Raw genomic sequence first — 17,418 nt, 5'->3', positions numbered from 1 at the left:
TCCCCGGGTAAGGTGAGGCTTAGTGAGCTAAGGCAAGCCTTGGTTAAGATCCACTGGTCCGGCTGCGGACCGCGCACCCCCGGGAGAAACCGCGATGTACGTGTGCATGTGCCATGCGGTCACCGAGGCCCAGGTGAAGCGCGAGATAGAGGCCGGGGCGAACAGCCCCCGCCAGGTGGCCAAGGGTTGCAAGGCCGGCACCGACTGCGGCTCCTGCGTGCGCCGCATCCAGGCCCTGCTGGGTGAGCACGGCGCCCGGCCGTGCCCGACCGCGCGGCTCGCCGCCAAGCTCGGGCTGAACGACCCCGAGACGCCGCAGCCCGCCCGGTCGGCCGATCCGCACGCCCCGACCGCCCAGCCCGTCCGGGCCGCACTGCGCGCCGCCTGACCCGGCCGGCCGACCCCGCGGGCCGTACCGGTCGCTCCACCGCTCCACCGCTCGACCCGTGCTGCCCCGTGTATCGGTCAGGACTCCGGCTGCTCGATCAGCTGGGCCAGGTAGAGCGCCTCGCCGAGCTTCTCCAGCAGCTCCAGCTGGGTGTCGAGGTAGTCGATGTGGTGCTCCTCGTCCGCCAGGATGTCCTCGAAGATGTTGGCCGAGGTGACGTCGTTCTTGGCCCGCATCACCACGATCCCGCGCCGCAGCCGGTCGATGGCCTCGACCTCGACCTGCCGGTCGGCCTCGAACATCTCCTTGACCGTCTGGCCGATCCGGACGTGGAACAGCCGCTGGTAGTTGGGCAGGCCGTCCAGGAAGAGGATCCGGTCGGTGAGCGTCTCGGCGTGCTTCATCTCGTCGAAGGACTCGTGCCGGGTGTACTTGGCGAGCTTGGTCCAGCCGAAGTTCTCCTGCATCTTCGCGTGCAGGAAGTACTGGTTGATGGCGGTCAACTCGGCGGTGAGCTGCTCGTTGAGGAACTCGATGACCTCGGGGTCACCCTTCATGGCACTGGCCTTCCTGCTGGACTACCGGGAACCGCGGCTGGTCGCATCCTGGCACCGGTACCGGATCGAATTCCAGTAAGTTCACACTCACTAGGACATGTGTCGGAATATCCGATATAGAGCGAATTGCCCTGGCTGGGCGAGCGCACACCTCCGGCAAGGGGCGCGCGCTTGACGATGGCCGCCGTCTGTCACCATGGAGCCATGGGTCAGTCCGAACAAGAACAGCTTCCGCAGTCTGACCCGAGGCTTCCCCCCGGCCAGCGGCTCCAGCGCGGCTGGCCCGTCCTGCACTACGGCCCGGTGCCCCGCTTCAAGCCGCTGACCTGGGACTTCCAGGTCTTCGGGGCGACCGCGTCGGCCGAGAAGCACAGCTGGGACTTCGAGGGCTTCCGCGCCCTGCCGCGGGTGTCCGTGCAGGCCGACCTGCACTGCGTCACCCGGTTCTCGATGCTCGGCAGCGAGTGGAGCGGCGTGTCGGCCGCCACCGTGCTCAAGGAGGTGCCCCCCGCCCCCGGCGTCACCCATGTGATGGTGTGGGCCGAGTACGGCTACTCCTCCAACCTCCGGCTGGAGGACTTCGCCGACGCCCGGACGGTCTTCGCCACCCACCGCAACGGCGAGCCGCTGACCGTGGAGCACGGCTTCCCCGTCAGGCTGGTCGTGCCCCACCTGTACGCCTGGAAGGGCCCCAAGTGGGTGCGCGCCGTGGAGTACATGCGGGCCGACCGCCGGGGCTTCTGGGAGGAGCGCGGGTACCACAACCGCGCCGACCCCTGGCGCGAGCAGCGCTACTCCTACCAGGAGGAGCCCGGCGACGGGCCGCTGCGCTAGCCGTCCCCGGCTCGCCGGCCGGTCGTCGCCCGGCCGCCGGGGCCGGCCGCCGGCGGGCTCAGAGCAGCGGGAAGGTCAGGACCACGACGGTGCCCTGCGGCTTGCGCTCGCCCGCCGCCGGGCTCTGGCTCTTGACCTTGCCGGTGCCGAACAGGTTCAGGCCGCTGGTCTGCACCTTGAAGCCGGCCGCCTGCAGGGCCTTGGCCGCGTCGTCCCGGCTCAGCCCGCTCACGTCCGGCACCGGCACCATGCCCTTGCTGACCACCAGTGCGACCGGCGTGTTCTCCGCCACCTGGCCGCCGGCCGCCGGCGAGCTGCTGATCACCGCACCCTCGGGGACGAGGTCGCTGAACTCCTCGGTGGTCGTCCCCACCGCCAGCTGCGCCCCCGCGAGTGCCTGCCGGGCCTGCTCCGCCGTCCTCCCGGCGAGCTCGGGGACGGCGATGCGCCGGGGGCCCTTGGAGAGGACCAGCTTCACCGCGTCGCTCTTGCGGGTCCGCTCCCCGACGCCCGGATCGGTGCTGATCACCTGCCCGGCCGGGACGCTCTCGCTGAACACCTCGCTGAAGCTGCCCCGCAGCCCGGCCGAGTCCAGCACGGACACCGCCTGCGACTGGGTCATCCCGAGCACACCGGGGACCTTGGCGTACAGCGCGGAGGAGAGCACGAAGGTGGCGCCGCCGACCAGGACGGCCAGCGCCGCCAGCACCGACACCCAGATCACCGGCCGGCGGGCCCGGCCGGCGCGCCCGTCGGCCTTGCCCCGGCTTTCGCCGCCGCGTGGCGCCGGCTGCTCGTCGTACGGGCGCGGGCCGGTGAGCAGCTGCTCCAGCAGCTCGGGCGGCGCGTCCAGCACGCTGGTGTGCTGGACGGCGGGGACCCGCAGGACGGTGGTCGCCTCGCCGGCCGGCCGCTCCTCGGCGGGCCGGGCGGGGGCGGGCGGTTCGGCGTCCAGCTGGGCCGGGGTGAGGCCGCGGCGCACCCGCTGGAGGGTGGCCAGCAGCTCCACCGCGTCGCGCGGGCGGGCCTGCGGGTCGCGGGCCGTGGCGGCCGCCACTATCGCGTCGAGTCCGGGGGCGAGGCCGGGGACGGCCAGGGACGGCGCGGGGACGTCCTCGTGCAGGTGGCGGTACATCACCTGGACGGGGTTCTCGCCGGTATGCGGTCGGCCGCCGGTGAGCAGCTCGTACAGCAGGATGCCCGCCGCGTAGACGTCCACCCGCTGGTCGGTGGGCTCGTCGGGGCGGATCTGCTCGGGTGCGAGGTAGGAGACGGTGCCGAGCACGGTGCCGGCGGCCGAGGTGGTGCTGGTGACGGCGCCGTCCGCGCCGTTCAGCACCCGGACCAGGCCGAAGTCGGCGACCTTGACCAGGCCGTCGTCGGTGATCAGGACGTTCTCGGGCTTGACGTCGCGGTGGACCAGCCCGGCCCGGTGGGCGGCGCCGAGCGCGGCGAGCACCGGCTCCAGGATGTCCAGGGCCGCCCGGATGGACAGCGCACCCCGGTCACGCAGCACGTCGCGCAGGGTGCGGCCGGGGACGTACTCCATCGCGAGGAAAACCGTTTCGCCGTCGGCGCCCTGGTCGAAGACGTTGACCACGTTGGGGTGGGCCAGCCGCGCGACGGCCTTGGCCTCGCGGATGAAGCGGCCGGTGAAGCCCTCGTCACCGGCGAGCGAGGGGTGCATCACCTTCAGCGCCACCACCCGGTCGAGCCGGGTGTCCGTGCCGCGGTAGACGGTGGCCATCCCGCCGGTCGCGATGCGCTGGTCGACCCGGTACCGGTTGTCCAGCAGGGTACCGAGCAGCGGGTCGTGCAGCGCCATGTCCACCAGGAGAGTGTAGGGGCGGGCGTGCCCGCGGCCCCGGGGGACACCGCCCCCGGGGCCGCTTGTGCCCTGCTTGTGACATGCCCCGGGCGCGCGGCCGCCCCCGCCGCTCCCCGGGAGCGGCGGGGGACGGGGCTCAGAACGCCGGGTGCTCCCGGTGGTCCAGCTCCGCGCGGCCGGCCATCGCGGAGGAGGCCTCGGCGTGGAAGCGGCGCGGGATCCGCCCGGCCCGGTGGGCCAGGCGGCCGGCCTCGGCGGCGTGCCGCATCGCCTCGGCCATCAGCACCGGATCCTGCGCGCGGGTCACCGCGGAGGCCAGCATGACGGCCGAGCAGCCGAGCTCCATGGCCAGCGCCACGTCCGAGGCGGTGCCCGCGCCCGCGTCCAGGATCACCGGGACGCCCGCGCTCTCCACGATCAGCTGGAAGTTGTGCGGGTTGCGGATGCCGAGGCCCGAACCGATCGGCGAGCCCAGCGGCATGATCGCCGCGCAGCCCACGTCCTCCAGCTTCCTGGCCAGCACCGGGTCGTCATTGGTGTACGGCAGTACGGTGAAACCGTCGTCGACCAGCGTCTCGGCGGCGTCCAGCAGCTCGATCGGGTCGGGCAACAGGGTCCGCTCGTCCGCGATCACCTCCAGCTTCACCCAGTCGGTGCCGAGCGCCTCGCGGGCCAGCCGGGCCGTCAGCACGGCCTCGCCGGCGGTGAAGCAGCCCGCCGTGTTGGGCAGGATCCGGATGCCGTTGCGGGTCAGTACGTCCAGCACCGAGCCCTGGGTGGTGGTGCTGACCCGGCGCATCGCCACCGTGGTCAGCTCGGTACCGGAGACCCGCAGCGCCTGCTCCAGGACGTCCAGGCTCGGAGCGCCGCCCGTCCCCATGATCAGCCGGGAGGAGAAGGCGGTGCCGGCGATCGTCAGGAGGTCCTTGTCGTCCCGGACCTCCCCGCCCGTCCGGGTGCCCCGGTCGTTCATGTCCGCCGGCCCGGTCGGGTCGTCCTGGCCCTTGCTGCGCCTCTCGGGCCCGAGGTCGGTCATCGTGCTCAGCCTCCCTGTACGGCCGTGAGGATCTCGACCCGGTCACCGGGCGAGAGCGCGGTGGCGCCCCAGGCGCCGCGCGGCACCACGGCCTCGTTGAGCGCGGCGGCCACGCCCGACGGGGCCCTGCTCAGGGTGGCCACCACCTCGGCGAGGGTGGTCGCGGCCGGCACCTCGCGGGGCTCGCCGTTGACGGTGAGTGGGATGTCGCTCATCAGCAGACCTCTGTCGTGAAACGGGTGGGGGAGAAGGGCTTGGCGAGGTCCGGGGTGACCCCGGTCGCCAGCTCCTGGGCCAGCAGGTCCGCCGTCACCGGGGTGAGCAGCACCCCGTTGCGGTAGTGGCCGGTCGCCGCGAACAGCCCGGGCAGCGCGGTCCGCCCGATCAGCGGGGCGTTGTCGGGCGAACCGGGCCGCAGCCCGGCGGAGGTCTCCACCAGCGGCAGTTCGGTGATCCCGGGGACGAGTTCATGGGCGTCGCGAAGCAGCTCGTACACCCCGCCGGCGGTGACGGTGGTGTCGTAGCCCTGCTCCTCGCTGGTCGCGCCGATCACCAGCTCGCCGTCCTCGCGCGGCACCAGGTACAGGTGCTGACCGCGTACCACGGCGCGGACGTTGCGGGAGAGGAACGGGCGGTACGGCTCGGGGATGCGCAGCCGCAGGATCTGACCCTTCACCGGGCGGATCGCGGGCAGCACCCCCGCGGGCAGGCCCGGCAGCCGGTGGCTGTGCGGCCCGGCGGCCAGCACCACCGCGTCGGCGGTCAGACCGGTGCCGTCGTCCAGCCGGACGCCGCGGGCCCGCCCGCCCTCGGCCAGCAGCTCGACGGCGCCCGCCCGGCGCAGCTCCACCCCCTGCCGCTCGCAGGCCTCGACCAGCGCCGCCGCCAGCCGCCGGCCGTCCACCTGGTGATCGTCCGTCACATGGAGGCCGCCGCGCACCCCGGGGGCCAGCATCGGCTCCAGCCTGCGGGCCTCCCGGCCCGTCAGCCAGTGCGAGGCCAGGCCCAGCCGCTGGTGGAAGGCGTGCAGCTCGCGCAGCTCCTCCCGGTCGTCGGAGTCCAGCGCGACGGCGAGCGTGCCGCAGGCGCGGTAGCCGGTCGGCAGGCCGGTGGCCTCCTCCAGCTCGGCCGCGAAGGCCGCGTACCGCTCGTTGGACGCCACCCCCAGCGCCAGCAGCGCCTCCTCGCCGTACCGCAGCTCGGTGACCGGCGCCAGCATGCCCGCCGCGACCTGCGCCGCGCCGCCGCCGGGCGCCGGATCGACCACGACCACGCCCAGCCCGCGCTGGGCGGCCCGCCAGGCGAGGGCCAGGCCGATGATGCCGCCGCCGACGACCGCGACATCGGTGTGCCCGGCCGGTTCCATGCGTGTCAAAGCTGCTGCTCTCCCTTCGCCGGTATGACCCGGATCAGGTTCGGACGGTCGCAGGCCGCGTCAGCCCGCCTCTCAGCCCGGTGCGCCGGGCTCCCGTGATGAGGGTGCACCCACCATAACTCCGGGTGTCTCCCCCGCCGAAGGCGCGTACGAGGGGTGGACACCCGGCCAGTACAGTGGCGGCGTGGGAGAGCTGAACAGTGCGGATCGGGTGGTCGTCGTCGGTGCCGGCCTGGCGGGGGCGCAGTGCGCGACGGCACTGCGCGGCGGGGGCTGGCGGGGGCGGATCACGGTGGTCGGTGAGGAGCCGCACCCGCCGTACGACCGGCCGCCGCTCTCCAAGGACGTCCTGCTCGGCAAGAGCGACTCCACCACCCTGGACATCGACTTCGAGCAGCTGGGCGTCGAGCTGCTCACCGGCCGCCGGGCCACCGGGCTGGAGCCCGGAGTCCTGCACACCGACGCCGGCGAGCTGCCGTACGGCAGCCTGGTGATCGCCACCGGCGCCGTCCCGACCGCACTGCCCGGCGCCGACCGCGCCCACCTGCTGCGCACCCTGGACGACGCGCTCGCGCTGCGCGCCCTGCTGCGCCCGGGCCTGCGGCTCGCGCTGGTCGGCGCCGGCTGGATCGGGGCCGAGGTCGCCACCGCCGCCCGCGAGCTGGGCTGCGAGGTCACCGTGGTGGAGGCGGGCCCCGCGCCGCTGCCGGGCGCCCTGCCCGCCGAGATCGGCTCGGTGATGACCGCCTGGTACGAAGCCGCGGGCGTGCGGCTGCGCTGCGGCGCCGGCGTGGCGGCGCTGGAGCCCGGCGCGGTGCTGCTGGAGGACGGCGGCAGGGTCGCCGCCGACGAGGTGGTGGTCGGCATCGGCGCCCGTCCCGCGACCGGCTGGCTGGCCGGCTCCGCGGTCGAGCTGGACGCCGCCGGCGCGATCCTGGCGGACGGGACGCTGCGCACCACGCTGCCCGGCGTCTGGGCGGCCGGGGACTGCGTCTCCTACCCGTCCGCCCGCTTCGGAACCCGGCTGGCCGTCCAGCACTGGGACCACGCCCTGCAGTCCGGCGCCGCCGCGGCCGCCGCGCTGCTCGGCTCCGACGCACCGTACGACCCGGTGCCGTACTTCTGGTCCGAGCAGTTCGGGCGGATGGTCCAGTACGCCGGGCGGCACACCGCACAGGACCGGATGCTCTGGCGCGGCTCGCCGGACGACGCGTCCTGGACGGTGCTCTGGCTGCGCGGCACCGAGCTGCGCGCCCTGCTGACCGTCGACCGCCCGCGCGATCTCACCCAGGGCCGTCGGCTGGTCGAGCGCGGCGCCCGGCTCGACGTCGACCGGGTGGGCGACCCGGCGGTGCCGCTGAAGTCGGCGCTCGCGGCGTAGGGCCGCACCGGCCGCCGGCTACCGGGCCACCGGCCCCGGCTACCCCGGCCCCGGCCACTTGTCGCGGGTCCGTCGCGTAGGCCACGGTACGGTCACTTTCGGTGACCGCGGCCGGCCGCGGAGGTGCGGTTGGTGCGCGGCGGCCCGGGAAGGTGGCAGTCTGGTGGCGTGAGCGAGATCGAAGCGAAGATTGAAGACCTTGTCCCCGAGTGGATGTACCTGCCCGACATCTCGGAGCAGTGGGGTGTCCGGGTCACCGAGGTGCGCGACCTGGTCAAGAACGGCGGCCTGATCGCCGTACGCCGCGGCCCGAACAAGTCGCTCCAGGTGCCCGCCGCCTTCATCGACGGCACCGGACTGGTCAAGCACCTGTCCGGCACGCTGACGGTGCTGCGCGACTGCGGGTACAACGACGCGGAGATCCTTGAGTGGCTCTTCACCGAGGACCCGTCGCTGCCCGGCAGCCCGATCCAGGCCCTCCAGGAGAACCGGGGCACCGAGGTCAAGCGCCGCGCCCAGGCGATGCTGATCTGATGGCGGCGGGCACCCTGCGCCGGCAGCTCGCCGACGCCCGGCTCTACCTGTGCACCGACGCGCGCCGCGAGCAGGGCGACCTGGCCCAGTTCCTGGACGCCGCGCTGGCCGGCGGCGTGGACATCGTCCAGCTCCGGGACAAGGGCCTGGAGGCCCGGCAGGAGCTGGAGTACCTGGAGGTCTTCGCCGACGCCTGCCGCCGGCACGGCCGGCTGCTCTCGGTCAACGACCGCGCGGATGTCGCGCACGCCGCCGGACCGGACGTACTGCACCTCGGGCAGGACGACCTGCCGGTGTCCGCCGCCCGCGCCATCCTCGGCGAGGACGTGATCGTCGGGCGCTCCTGCCACGCCGAGTCCGAGGTGGACGCGGCGATCGCCGAGCCCGGTGTGGACTACTTCTGCACCGGCCCGGTCTGGCCGACCCCCACCAAGCCCGGGCGCCATGCGCCGGGCCTCGGCCTGGTCTCGTACGCCGCGAAGCAGGCCACGGACCGCCCGTGGTTCGCCATCGGCGGCATCGACCTGGGCAACCTGGACGAGGTGCTCGCCGCCGGTGCGCGCCGAGTGGTCGTGGTCCGCGCGATCACCGCCGCGGACGACCCGGGCGCGGCCGCCGCCGAGCTGGCCCGCCGGGTGCGCGCGGCCTGAGCCGGTCACACCGGCCGAACGCCAGAACGCCAGAACGCCTGAGGGGCCCCGCCGGGGCCCCTCAGGCGTTCACCGCCGTGCCGGCTCAGTACCGCCGGACGGTCGCCGCCTCGGCCAGCGCCAGCAGCACCGCTCGCGCCTGCCCGTCCGCCAGCGGGGCGCTCTCCAGCGCGGCCAGCGACTGCCGCATCAGCTCCTCGATCCGCTGCTCCACCCGCTCCGGCGCGCCACTGCGCTCCACCAGGGCGCGCAGCACGGCGACCTCCTCGGGCGCCAGGTCCGGCGCGCCGAGCCGCTCGTCCAGATGCCGGGCCTCGGCCGCCGGCAGCCCGCGCATCGCGTGCGCCACCAGCAGCGTCCGCTTGCCCTCGCGCAGGTCGTCCCCGGCCGGCTTGCCGGTCACGGCCGGGTCGCCGAACACCCCCAGCAGGTCGTCCCGCAGCTGGAACGCCTCGCCGAGCGGCAGCCCGAAGGCCGAGTAGGCCTCCACCAGCGCCGGTGACGCCCCGGCGAGCAGTGCGCCCACCTGCAACGGCCGCTCGATGGTGTACTTCGCGGACTTGTAGTGCAGGACGGTCTGCGCCCGCTCCAGCGCGCTCTCGTCGGTGGAGTCGCCGGCGACCGGCTCCAGCACGTCCAGGTACTGCCCGACCATCACCTCGGTGCGCATCAGGTCGAAGGCGGGCTTGGCCGCCAGCACCGCGGCCGGCTCCAGGCCCGAGCGCAGGAACAGCTCGTCGCACCAGATCAGCAGCAGGTCGCCGAGCAGCACGGCCGCCGAGGCCCCGTACTGCTCGCGGTCGCCGCGCCAGCCGTTGGCGCGGTGCAGGGCCTCGAAGCGGCGGTGGACGGAGGGCAGGCCGCGCCGGGTGTCGCTGCGGTCCATCAGGTCGTCGTGGACCAGCGCGCTGGCCTGGAGCAGCTCCAGGGCCGCCGCCGCGTGGGCGATGCCGGAGCTGTCCGCCGCGCCGCCGGCGCCGCGCCAGCCCCAGTAGCAGAACGCCGGGCGCAGCCGCTTGCCGCCGTCCAGCAGGAAGTCGCGCAGCGCCTCGCAGACGGGTGCCAGCTGAGGTGAGACCTTGCCGAGCAGCGCGCTCTGGCCGTCCATGAACTCGGCGAGCGCCGCGTTCACACGCTCGCGCACGGCCTCCACGTCGATGGGGTTGGCCGGCCGGCTGCTGGACGAGGTCACGTTGGGGCTCCGGGGGAGATCGCTGGGATGGCCAACAGCCTAACCGGGTGGCCGGGAACAGGCGTACGGGAGCAGGTGAGGGGCGGTCCGGGGGTACCCGCGGGGGTGTCCAGAATCCGTCTCAGCTCGTGGACCCGACTTGTCCGTGTGCTTCGGACGGCGGCTAACCTGCCACCATGGCACTCGGCATCGCTTCCACCAGAACCGACCGCGCAACCACCGTTCGCGAACTACTGGCGGCAGGCAAGCGGTCCTTCTCCTTCGAGTTCATGCCCCCGCGCTCCGAGGCCGCCGAGAAGCGGCTCTGGGACGCGATCCGACGGGTCGAGGCACTCGACCCCAACTTCGTCTGCATGACCTACGGCGCGGGCGGCTCCTCGCGCGGGCGCACCGTCAACCTGGTGGGCCGGATCGCCACCGAGACCACCCTGACCCCGGTCGCCCACCTGACCGCCGTCGACCATTCGGTCGCCGAGCTGCGCAACATCATCGGCCAGTACGCGGACCAGGGCGTACGCAACGTGCTGGCCGTGCGCGGCGACCCGCCCGGCGACCCGATGGGCGACTGGGTGCGTCACCCGGACGGCGTCACCTACGCGTACGAGCTGGTCGAGCTGATCAAGGGCATCGGGGACTTCTGCGTCGGCGTCGCCGCGTTCCCCCAGATGCACCCGCGCTCGGAGAACTGGGACGACGACATCCGGCACTTCGTCGCCAAGTGCCGGGCCGGCGCCGACTACGCGATCACCCAGATGTTCTTCGAGGTCGAGGACTACCTGCGGCTGCGCGACCGGGTCGCGGCGGCCGGCTGCGAGGTGCCGATCATCCCGGAGATCATGCCGGTGACCAACATCAAGCAGCTGGAGCGCTTCCCGCAGCTCAGCGGCTCGGAGTTCCCGGACCACCTGGTGCGCAGCTTCCGTGCCGTCGCCGACGACCCGGAGGCCGTCCGCGCGGTCGGCATCGACCACGCCACGGCGATGTCGGAGCGGCTGCTCGCCGAGGGCGCCCCCGGGCTGCACTTCATCACCCTCAACCACTCCACCTCGACCCTGGAGATCTACCAGAACCTCGGCCTGCACCAGCGCTGAGCCGGCGGGTGGGGCCTGACCGCGCCCGGCCGCCGCCCTCCCGGTGGCGGCCGGGCGCGGTGCTGGATGTGGGGCCCGGGGCGGCGAAACGGTACAGTCGCGGCACACGCGCGGCGCGCGCGGCATGTGACTGGAGGTAGCGGGCGGATGGGCATCGGATACCTGCTGCTGTATGCCGCGTTGGCGGTGGTGGCGCTCTGGCTGCTGGCCGAGGTGCTGCTGCAGAACCGCGCTCCGCTGCACTGGCGCGGCCTCGCGCTCGGCGGCTTCCTCGGCGTCGTCGCCGGGATGGCGCTCGGCTCGGTCGTGGTGATCGGCGCCGGCGCGGCGCTGTTCGCGCTCGGGCAGACCTTCGTCACGCTCTCGGTCAAGCGCGGGTACGCGGCCGGCTGGTCGCTGCGCAGGGCCGACGGCAGCCTGCCCGGCCCGCTCGCGAAGGTCCCGCTGCTCAGCGCCGCCACCGGTGGCGCCGCGGTGGCGGCGGTGGCGGTCGCGGTCGAGCAGGTCGGCGAGGTGAGTGCGATCGAGGAGCCCGAGCCCGTCCCGGCCGTGGAGGAGACCGCCGCCTTCGAGATGCAGGAGCTCACGGCGGACGGCGTCTACACCGACGCGCCGTCTCCCGCGTCCGGCTACTACGATCAGGCCGGCTACGAGCAGCCGGACGCCGTCCAGTCCGAGGTCTACGCCGACCCGTACGCCGGCGCCACCGGGTACCAGTCCGGCTACCCCGACCAGCAGTGGCAGCAGCCGCAGCAGCAGCCCGCCTTCGGCTACGACCAGGGCCAGGGCCAGGGGTACGGCGGCTACCAGCAGGACCAGTACGCCGGGTACCAGCAGCAGGCCACCGGCTACGAGCAGCAGCAGCCGGCCTACGACCCTTACGGTCAGCAGACCGGATACGACCAGCAGCAGCAACTCGCCTGGGACGCCGGCCAGCAGCAGTGGCAGCCCCAGCCGGACCAGCACGCCGTCCCGCAGCAGCCCACGTCGTACGGCTACCAGCAGGGCAGCTGGCAGCAGCAGGGCTGAGCACGCCCGGAAGCACCCCCCGCGGACGGTCGGCCGCGGGAAGTCGGCCCGGCCGACCTCCCGTTCCGCGTCCGCACCGCGCCGACCAGGCGCTAGGCGGGGCCGATCAGGCCGGCGGTGATCGACGCGGACATGCCGACCCGGGCCAGGCCGCCGCCGGGGTGGGCGGCGCCGCCGATCAGGTACAGACCGGGGACGGGTGAGGCGTTGGCGAGCCGCAGCCAGTCGCCGCGGCCGCCGGCGAGTGCGGGGCGAGGCACACCGCCCTCGGCGGCGCCGGTCTCGCGCCGGGTGTCGGCCGGGGTGCGCACCACACGCCACAGGACGCGCTCGCGCAGGCCCAGGCCCGCCGCGTCGACGTGGGCGAGCAACTGGTCGGCGTACCGGTCGGCGGCCCCGGGCGCCGTCCAGTCGAAGGTGCCGAGCGCCGGTACGGTCGCGGTGAGCACGACGCTCTCGTGGGCGTCGTCGGGGCGCAGCGACGGGTCGTCCGGCCGCAGGACCTGCACGGTGGGGCGCTCGCACAGGTCGGCGTCCGAGTGGGCGGTCAGGGCGTCGAGCTCCGCGTGCGGCCGGGACGCGTGCACCACGGTGCGGTGCGCGGTACCCGCCGGGCGCGGCCCGCGCAGGGCCAGCAGCACGCTGAACCGCCCGTTCGGCGCCTCGTGGTGGCCCCAGTCGGCCGGGTCTGCGCCGCCCGGCCAGTCGGCGACCTGCTCAGCGAACAGCGACCAGGCGTCCATCGAGGAGACCACCAGGTCGGCGTCCAGCCGCTCGCCGCCGGCCAGCTGCACGCCGCCCGCGCGCCCGTCGGTGAGCAGCACCCGGGCGACCGGGGTGTCGAAGCGGAACTCCACCTTTCGCAGCAGGCACCGCCGGTACACCGCGTCGGCCAGCGTACGGATGCCGCCCCGGACGTACCAGACGCCGAAGGACTGCTCCATGTACGGCAGTACGGTCGCCCCGGCGGGGGCGGTGCCCGGGTCGAAGCCGAAGCGCAGCGCGTGCTCGGTGAGCAGCGCCGTCAGGCCGGGGTGGCCGCCGAGCTCGTGCTCGGCGACGTGGGCGAGCGTGCGCTGCCCGGGCCGGCGAAGGCGGGCCAGGCCCCGCCGGGGCGGGGCGGGGTAGGGGTCGTCGTGCAGGGGCGTGGTGTCCGCCGGGAGGGGCTCCTCCAGGAGCGGGCGGCGGGTGGCCTCCCAGACGGTGCGGCCGTTGTTCAGCATGGCGTTCCAGCGCTCGCCGGAGCCCGGGCCGAAGGCCGCGTCCAGGGCCTGGGCCACCCCGCCCCTGGAGGCGTTGGGCAGCAGCAGGTCGGTGCCGTCGGGGAGCAGATGCCGGCTCTCCGGGTCGACCGGGGCGAGCTCGACCAGCTCCTCCAGCGGCTCCTTGCCGGTCTTCAGCGCCAGGTCGCGGTAGACCGCGGGCAGGGTGAGCAGGCCCGGCCCGGTGTCGAACGCGAAGCCCTCGCGCTCGTACCGGCCGACCATGCCCCCGTACGTGCCGGCGGCCTCGCAGACCGTCACCCGGTGCCCGATCGTGGCCAGCCGGGAGGCCGCCGCGAGCCCGCTCATTCCTGCGCCGATGATGACGATCCGTGCCATGGCAACTGATCCTAGGCCGCGGTCCTGCGCCCGGGGCACGCCGGTGTCGCGCGCGACGAGCGACCGGCGGCGCACGAGCGCCGGGCAGAGCGGCGTCGACACCGCAGCGCTCCGCCCGAACGCTGTGACCGCGGTGGTCAGTAGGCGCTGCGGCTGGGCTCCGGCCGGGGCAGCGGCGCGCCGGCGCGGGCGGCCTTGCGCACGCGCCGGCGCGCCAGGAAGCGGCGGATGCGGGTGACGGCGAACCACACCAGCAGCAGCCCGGCCAGCAGCAGCACGGAGGCCACCGAGGCGGCCAGCCAGGGGTGGAAGATCGCCAGGGTGATCAGCCCGGCGACCGAGAGGTCCTCGGCCAGGCTGACGATGATGTTGCTGGCGGGCTCGGGCGAGGTGTTGACGGCCATCCGCAGCGAGGCCTTGACGCAGTGGCTGATCAGCGCCGTGGTGCCGCCCATCGCCCCGGCCGCCACCTCGCCCAGCGAGCCCGGGTCGTGGCTCGCGAGCAGGGCGCCGACGGTGGCGCCGGCGATCGGGCGGATCACGGTGTGGACGGCGTCCCAGACGGTGTCCACATACGGGATCTTGTCGGCCACCGCCTCCAGCAGGAACAGCACGGTCGCGGCGACGAGGACGTCGGTGCGCTCCAGCACCGGCGGCACCGAGTCCGCCCCGCCGAAGCGGCCGAACAGGCCGAGCAGCATCACCACGGCGTAGGCGTTGATCCCGCTCGCCATGCCGCTGGTGAAGATCAACGGAATGATCGTCATGGCTCTCCCCTCCTGGAAACCCCGGCCGGACCACGCCCGGCCGGACCACGCCCGGCCGCGCCACACCGTACCGGCGCGCACCGACGGATCCGTGACCGGTGCAGGACGCGCCGCGCGGCCCGCCGGTTCCCGGCGCGGCGGCACCCGGGTGATCTGAGTACGGGTACTCAGATCACCGAATGAGTAGCACAGCGGATGGCCGTCGACCTGCGAAGACGAGAGAGTGGTGACACCGGGAGGACGGGCCGCGAGGCACGGGGGACCTCGCGGAGCGGACGCGGTTCGTCCGCCGGCTCACGGGGGGTCGGCGGAAGAGCCGCGCCGCGCACGGGAAAGCCGGTTCAGGCCGCGCACCGCCGACACGGGGCGGCGGAGCGGGGCCACGGGGGGGCCGGCTTCGGGGGGAGGACCGGGACGCCAGAGGGCGGACCGGAGGACGTGCGGGGCGACCCCGCGCGGCCGGACCCGGACGGGGGATACGTCGGGTCCGGCCGCCGGGGGCCGCCCGTACGCCCCTCGGGGGACACGGGGGAACACGGGGGTACCCGTGGGTTCGGGGGAGCCCGGGGGGTACGGGGGACGCGGGGCGGTCTCGGGGTGGGGCTGATTGTCAGTGGTGCCGTTCACGATGGAGGGGCGAGGGCCGACCGGCCCGCGCGCCTCGTCTCGGATCGGGGGAGACCATGACCATCAGCCACCCTGAGCCCGTCACCGCCACCCGCCTGCGTTCCGCAGCCCGCCAACCCGCCGCCGACGACCAGCCACTGCCCGCGATGCCCGCGGTGCCGGCGATTCCCGCGCCGATGGGTGCGCCGACACCCGCGCCGACGCCCGCGGCCGCGGCCCGCGGTGGCGACGTCCACCCGGTGATCCGCCGCTCCGGCGCCCCGCCCGCCGCCGTCGACCTGCTCACCCACGCGCACCGCACCCTCGCCACCGCCCGCCGGCTGCCCGACCCGCTGGAGCGGTACGCCACCGCACACCTCGCCGCGCTGCGCACCGCGGCCGCCGTGCTCGCCGTCCGCGGGCGGCCGGAGAAGGACCCGAGGCGGCGCCGGGCGATCCGCAGCGCCTGGGAGGTGCTGCCGCAGGTCGCGCCGGAGCTCTCCGAGTGGGCGGTGTACTTCGCGGCGGGAGCCCGCCGCCGGGCCGCCGCCGAGGCGGGCATCACGGGCGCGGCCGGCCCCCGGGACGCGGACGACCTGATCCGCAACACCGCGCTCTTCCTGCGGATCGCCGAGCGCCTGCTCGGCCTCCACCCGCGGCCGCCCGCCCCACGAAGGCCGCCCGGCGGTGAGGGGGAGCAGCCGGGCCTGGGGTGAACCCGGCGGGCGCCCGCGCGGGGCGGGGCGCCGACGGCCTAAGGTGGGGGTGTTCGGACCCACCTCCATGCGCCAAGGAGTCCTCACCTTGTACCCGACGCGTCCCCGCAGTGCCCTGCGTACCGCCGTGGTCTGGGAGGTGGTGCGCGCGGCCCTGGAGACGCGGGCCACCGAGCTGGGTCGGCCCGTGCTCGACGTGGTGGACACCGGCGGCGGCACGGGCAACTTCGCCGTGCCCGTGGCGCGGCTCGGCCACCGGGTGACGGTGGTCGACCCGAGCCCGGACGCACTGTTCGCGCTGGAGCGGCGGGCCGCCGAGGCCGGGGTCACCGACCTCGTCCGCGCCGTCCAGGGGGACACCCAGACGCTCCCCGAGGTGATCGCCCCCAAGAGCGCCGACGCGGTGCTGTGCCACGGCGTGCTGGAGGTCGTGGACGACCCGGCCGAGGCGCTTCGCAACCTCACCGACACGCTGCGCCCCGGCGGCCTGGTCAGCCTGCTCGCCGCCAACCGCAACGGCGCCGTGCTGGCCCGCGCCCTGGCCGGCCACTTCGCCGAGGCCCAGGCGGTACTAGGCGCGTCCGACGGCCGCTGGGGCGCGGGCGACCCGATGCCCCGCCGGTTCTCCGGGGAGGAGCTCGGCCTGCTCGCGGCCGAGGCCGGCCTGCGGGTGGAGTCGATGCACGGCGTACGGGTCTTCGCCGACCTGGTGCCCGGCGTGCTGGTGGACACCGAGCCGGGGGCGATGGAGGCGCTGCTCAAGCTGGAGCTGGCCGCCGCCGAGCAGCCCGCCTTCCACGCCGTCGCCACCCAGCTTCACCTGCTGGCCACACTCGCCTGACGCCCGGGCCGCCGCCGAGGCGGGCATCACGGGCGCGATCGGACCGCTCCGCGGCGTTGTCACCGCCATCGGACCGCTCCGCGGCGTTGTCACCGCCACGGCCGGCCCGGCGGGTCCCGGGGCCGGCCGTCGGGACGCCCCGGATCGCCGGTGCTTCGCGCGTGTTTCCGCTGTTCCCGGGGGGTTTACTCGGATGTAACGGCCGATTCCGGAGAATCGGGCACTTGTGCCCGCCCTCCCACGTTTGAAAGCGTGCGGATCGGGCTCGCCGACGTGGTCCGGCCCGCGCGTGGTCGACCATCCCGAAGTGCGTCCGAGGACCGTATGATCTGGGTAAAGCCGGAAAGCATGACAGCCGGACGCATGGGGCATATGGACGACACAGGCCGGGACGGCAGGTCCTTCGGGACAGGCGGCAGGACCGTCCGGACCGCACGGTGGCGTTGTCGGCACCGGGATGGGCTCCACACAAGCGTCTGACCGCGTGTCTTGAAGGCTGAATGGACTGGCTGTCCCGAAAGGGGTGGCGGACCGGTCGCCCCGCGACCGACGAGTAGGAGGACTCCGTGCCGCTCTCGGAGCACGAGCAGCGACTGCTCGAGCAGATGGAGCGAGCGCTGTACGCCGAAGATCCCAAATTCGCGTCGGCGCTTGAGGGAACCGGGCTGCGCACCCACACCCGTCGGCGGGTCTACCAGGCCGTCGCGGGGTTCGTGGTGGGCATCGCCCTGCTGATGGGGGGCATGGTCGCCCAGCTCATCTGGGTGAGCGTCGTCGGGTTCCTGGTGATGCTGGGTTGCGCGGTCCTCGCCGTCACGGGCTGGAGGCGGGCGCCGGGCGGACACGGTACGGGGCCGCGACCGGCCGCCGCGCCGCGCCGCAAGGCCGGTGTGATGGACCGCATGGAGCAGCGCTGGCAGCGCCGCAGGGACGAGCAGAGCGGTCTCTGACCGCCCACCGGAGCGGCGCCGGCACGTCGGGGCCGGCGCTCC

18 protein-coding genes and 1 riboswitch are annotated in these 17,418 nt (G+C 74.5%); of the genes, 10 read left to right on the top strand and 8 right to left on the bottom strand.

The window, feature by feature from the left end; genetic code table 11:
* Positions 1-94: 94 nt before the first annotated feature.
* Positions 95-388 (top strand): bacterioferritin-associated ferredoxin, encoded by a 294-nt coding sequence (locus tag ACIBH3_RS17895; RefSeq protein ID WP_396312926.1) that lies wholly within the window; start codon positions 95-97, stop codon positions 386-388.
* Positions 389-465: 77 nt separating this feature from the next.
* Here the strand turns inward: ACIBH3_RS17895 and bfr are convergent, their stop codons facing one another.
* Positions 466-945 (bottom strand): bacterioferritin, encoded by a 480-nt coding sequence (gene bfr / locus ACIBH3_RS17890; protein WP_396312925.1) that lies wholly within the window; start codon positions 943-945, stop codon positions 466-468.
* 204 nt (positions 946-1,149) lie between these two features.
* Between bfr and ACIBH3_RS17885 the strand changes: the two genes are divergently transcribed.
* Positions 1,150-1,779 carry a sulfite oxidase-like oxidoreductase gene (locus ACIBH3_RS17885; RefSeq protein ID WP_396312924.1) on the top strand — a complete coding sequence of 210 codons (630 nt, stop codon included), beginning with the start codon at positions 1,150-1,152 and terminating at the stop codon, positions 1,777-1,779.
* Between the two features lie 58 nt (positions 1,780-1,837).
* On the opposite strand, the gene pknB is transcribed toward ACIBH3_RS17885, so the two are convergent.
* From pknB to thiO, 4 genes are all read right to left on the bottom strand, one after another.
* Positions 1,838-3,604 (bottom strand): Stk1 family PASTA domain-containing Ser/Thr kinase, encoded by a 1,767-nt coding sequence (pknB, locus tag ACIBH3_RS17880; protein ID WP_396313064.1) that lies wholly within the window; start codon positions 3,602-3,604, stop codon positions 1,838-1,840.
* 139 nt (positions 3,605-3,743) lie between these two features.
* Entirely contained in the window at positions 3,744-4,580 is an 837-nt protein-coding gene (locus ACIBH3_RS17875; protein ID WP_396313063.1) for a thiazole synthase, read from the bottom strand.
* Between the two features lie 68 nt (positions 4,581-4,648).
* Complete coding sequence (gene thiS, locus ACIBH3_RS17870; protein WP_396312923.1) at positions 4,649-4,858, bottom strand: sulfur carrier protein ThiS; 210 nt, start codon at positions 4,856-4,858, stop codon at positions 4,649-4,651.
* Positions 4,858-6,009 carry a glycine oxidase ThiO gene (gene thiO, locus ACIBH3_RS17865; protein WP_396313062.1) on the bottom strand — a complete coding sequence of 384 codons (1,152 nt, stop codon included), beginning with the start codon at positions 6,007-6,009 and terminating at the stop codon, positions 4,858-4,860. The genes thiS and thiO overlap by 1 nt, the downstream gene beginning before the upstream one ends.
* 3 nt (positions 6,010-6,012) lie before the next feature.
* Positions 6,013-6,125, bottom strand: a riboswitch (TPP riboswitch).
* A gap of 77 nt (positions 6,126-6,202) precedes the next feature.
* On the opposite strand from thiO, the gene ACIBH3_RS17860 reads away from it, so the two are divergent.
* The 3 genes from ACIBH3_RS17860 (at position 6,203) to thiE (ending at position 8,583) form a co-directional block, all read left to right on the top strand.
* The gene (locus ACIBH3_RS17860) at positions 6,203-7,399 is read left to right on the top strand and encodes an NAD(P)/FAD-dependent oxidoreductase (protein ID WP_396312922.1); all 1,197 of its coding nucleotides are present in this window, start codon (positions 6,203-6,205) and stop codon (positions 7,397-7,399) included.
* A 168-nt stretch (positions 7,400-7,567) separates the two neighbouring features.
* Complete coding sequence (locus ACIBH3_RS17855; RefSeq protein ID WP_396312921.1) at positions 7,568-7,933, top strand: Rv2175c family DNA-binding protein; 366 nt, start codon at positions 7,568-7,570, stop codon at positions 7,931-7,933.
* The gene (gene thiE / locus ACIBH3_RS17850) at positions 7,933-8,583 is read left to right on the top strand and encodes a thiamine phosphate synthase (RefSeq protein WP_396312920.1); all 651 of its coding nucleotides are present in this window, start codon (positions 7,933-7,935) and stop codon (positions 8,581-8,583) included. The genes ACIBH3_RS17855 and thiE overlap by 1 nt, the downstream gene beginning before the upstream one ends.
* A gap of 85 nt (positions 8,584-8,668) precedes the next feature.
* On the opposite strand, the gene ACIBH3_RS17845 is transcribed toward thiE, so the two are convergent.
* Complete coding sequence (locus ACIBH3_RS17845) at positions 8,669-9,775, bottom strand: polyprenyl synthetase family protein (protein WP_396312919.1); 1,107 nt, start codon at positions 9,773-9,775, stop codon at positions 8,669-8,671.
* 176 nt (positions 9,776-9,951) lie between these two features.
* On the opposite strand from ACIBH3_RS17845, the gene metF reads away from it, so the two are divergent.
* Positions 9,952-10,866 (top strand): methylenetetrahydrofolate reductase [NAD(P)H], encoded by a 915-nt coding sequence (metF, locus tag ACIBH3_RS17840; RefSeq protein WP_396312918.1) that lies wholly within the window; start codon positions 9,952-9,954, stop codon positions 10,864-10,866.
* 147 nt (positions 10,867-11,013) lie between these two features.
* On the top strand, positions 11,014-11,895 hold the full coding sequence (locus tag ACIBH3_RS17835) for a hypothetical protein (RefSeq protein ID WP_396312917.1): 882 nt from the start codon (positions 11,014-11,016) through the stop codon (positions 11,893-11,895).
* A 92-nt stretch (positions 11,896-11,987) separates the two neighbouring features.
* Here ACIBH3_RS17835 and ACIBH3_RS17830 read toward each other — a convergent pair whose 3' ends face one another.
* Both ACIBH3_RS17830 and ACIBH3_RS17825 read right to left on the bottom strand, forming a co-directional pair.
* Positions 11,988-13,496, bottom strand: a complete 1,509-nt coding sequence (locus ACIBH3_RS17830; RefSeq protein WP_396312916.1) for a phytoene desaturase family protein — start codon at positions 13,494-13,496, stop codon at positions 11,988-11,990.
* Positions 13,497-13,633: 137 nt separating this feature from the next.
* A complete protein-coding gene (locus ACIBH3_RS17825) occupies positions 13,634-14,263 on the bottom strand; it encodes a DUF4126 domain-containing protein (protein WP_396312915.1) in 630 nt (209 codons plus the stop codon).
* 803 nt (positions 14,264-15,066) lie between these two features.
* Between ACIBH3_RS17825 and ACIBH3_RS17820 the strand changes: the two genes are divergently transcribed.
* The 3 genes from ACIBH3_RS17820 (at position 15,067) to ACIBH3_RS17810 (ending at position 17,376) form a co-directional block, all read left to right on the top strand.
* Positions 15,067-15,585, top strand: coding sequence for an SAV_6107 family HEPN domain-containing protein (locus ACIBH3_RS17820; RefSeq protein WP_396313061.1), 519 nt, complete (start codon positions 15,067-15,069; stop codon positions 15,583-15,585).
* A gap of 67 nt (positions 15,586-15,652) precedes the next feature.
* Entirely contained in the window at positions 15,653-16,426 is a 774-nt protein-coding gene (locus tag ACIBH3_RS17815; protein ID WP_396313060.1) for a methyltransferase domain-containing protein, read from the top strand.
* 566 nt (positions 16,427-16,992) lie between these two features.
* Positions 16,993-17,376 (top strand): DUF3040 domain-containing protein, encoded by a 384-nt coding sequence (locus ACIBH3_RS17810; protein WP_396312914.1) that lies wholly within the window; start codon positions 16,993-16,995, stop codon positions 17,374-17,376.
* The last annotated feature ends 42 nt before the right edge of the window (positions 17,377-17,418 follow it).

Origin of the sequence: Kitasatospora sp. NPDC050543, assembly GCF_044457565.1 — a bacterium.
GTDB lineage: Bacteria > Actinomycetota > Actinomycetes > Streptomycetales > Streptomycetaceae > Kitasatospora.
Note: the sequence above shows the minus strand (reverse complement) of the source record. Positions and strands in the feature narration are given on the sequence as shown.

Coding starts and splice junctions, on each gene's coding strand:
- ACIBH3_RS17895 (WP_396312926.1), top strand. CDS start 95: ATGTACGTGTGCATGTGCCATGCGGTCACCGAGGCCCAGGTGAAGCGC.
- bfr (WP_396312925.1), bottom strand. CDS start 945: ATGAAGGGTGACCCCGAGGTCATCGAGTTCCTCAACGAGCAGCTCACC.
- ACIBH3_RS17885 (WP_396312924.1), top strand. CDS start 1,150: ATGGGTCAGTCCGAACAAGAACAGCTTCCGCAGTCTGACCCGAGGCTT.
- pknB (WP_396313064.1), bottom strand. CDS start 3,604: ATGGCGCTGCACGACCCGCTGCTCGGTACCCTGCTGGACAACCGGTAC.
- ACIBH3_RS17875 (WP_396313063.1), bottom strand. CDS start 4,580: ATGAACGACCGGGGCACCCGGACGGGCGGGGAGGTCCGGGACGACAAG.
- thiS (WP_396312923.1), bottom strand. CDS start 4,858: ATGAGCGACATCCCACTCACCGTCAACGGCGAGCCCCGCGAGGTGCCG.
- thiO (WP_396313062.1), bottom strand. CDS start 6,009: ATGGAACCGGCCGGGCACACCGATGTCGCGGTCGTCGGCGGCGGCATC.
- thiE (WP_396312920.1), top strand. CDS start 7,933: ATGGCGGCGGGCACCCTGCGCCGGCAGCTCGCCGACGCCCGGCTCTAC.
- metF (WP_396312918.1), top strand. CDS start 9,952: ATGGCACTCGGCATCGCTTCCACCAGAACCGACCGCGCAACCACCGTT.
- ACIBH3_RS17835 (WP_396312917.1), top strand. CDS start 11,014: ATGGGCATCGGATACCTGCTGCTGTATGCCGCGTTGGCGGTGGTGGCG.
- ACIBH3_RS17830 (WP_396312916.1), bottom strand. CDS start 13,496: ATGGCACGGATCGTCATCATCGGCGCAGGAATGAGCGGGCTCGCGGCG.
- ACIBH3_RS17825 (WP_396312915.1), bottom strand. CDS start 14,263: ATGACGATCATTCCGTTGATCTTCACCAGCGGCATGGCGAGCGGGATC.
- ACIBH3_RS17820 (WP_396313061.1), top strand. CDS start 15,067: ATGGGTGCGCCGACACCCGCGCCGACGCCCGCGGCCGCGGCCCGCGGT.
- ACIBH3_RS17815 (WP_396313060.1), top strand. CDS start 15,653: ATGCGCCAAGGAGTCCTCACCTTGTACCCGACGCGTCCCCGCAGTGCC.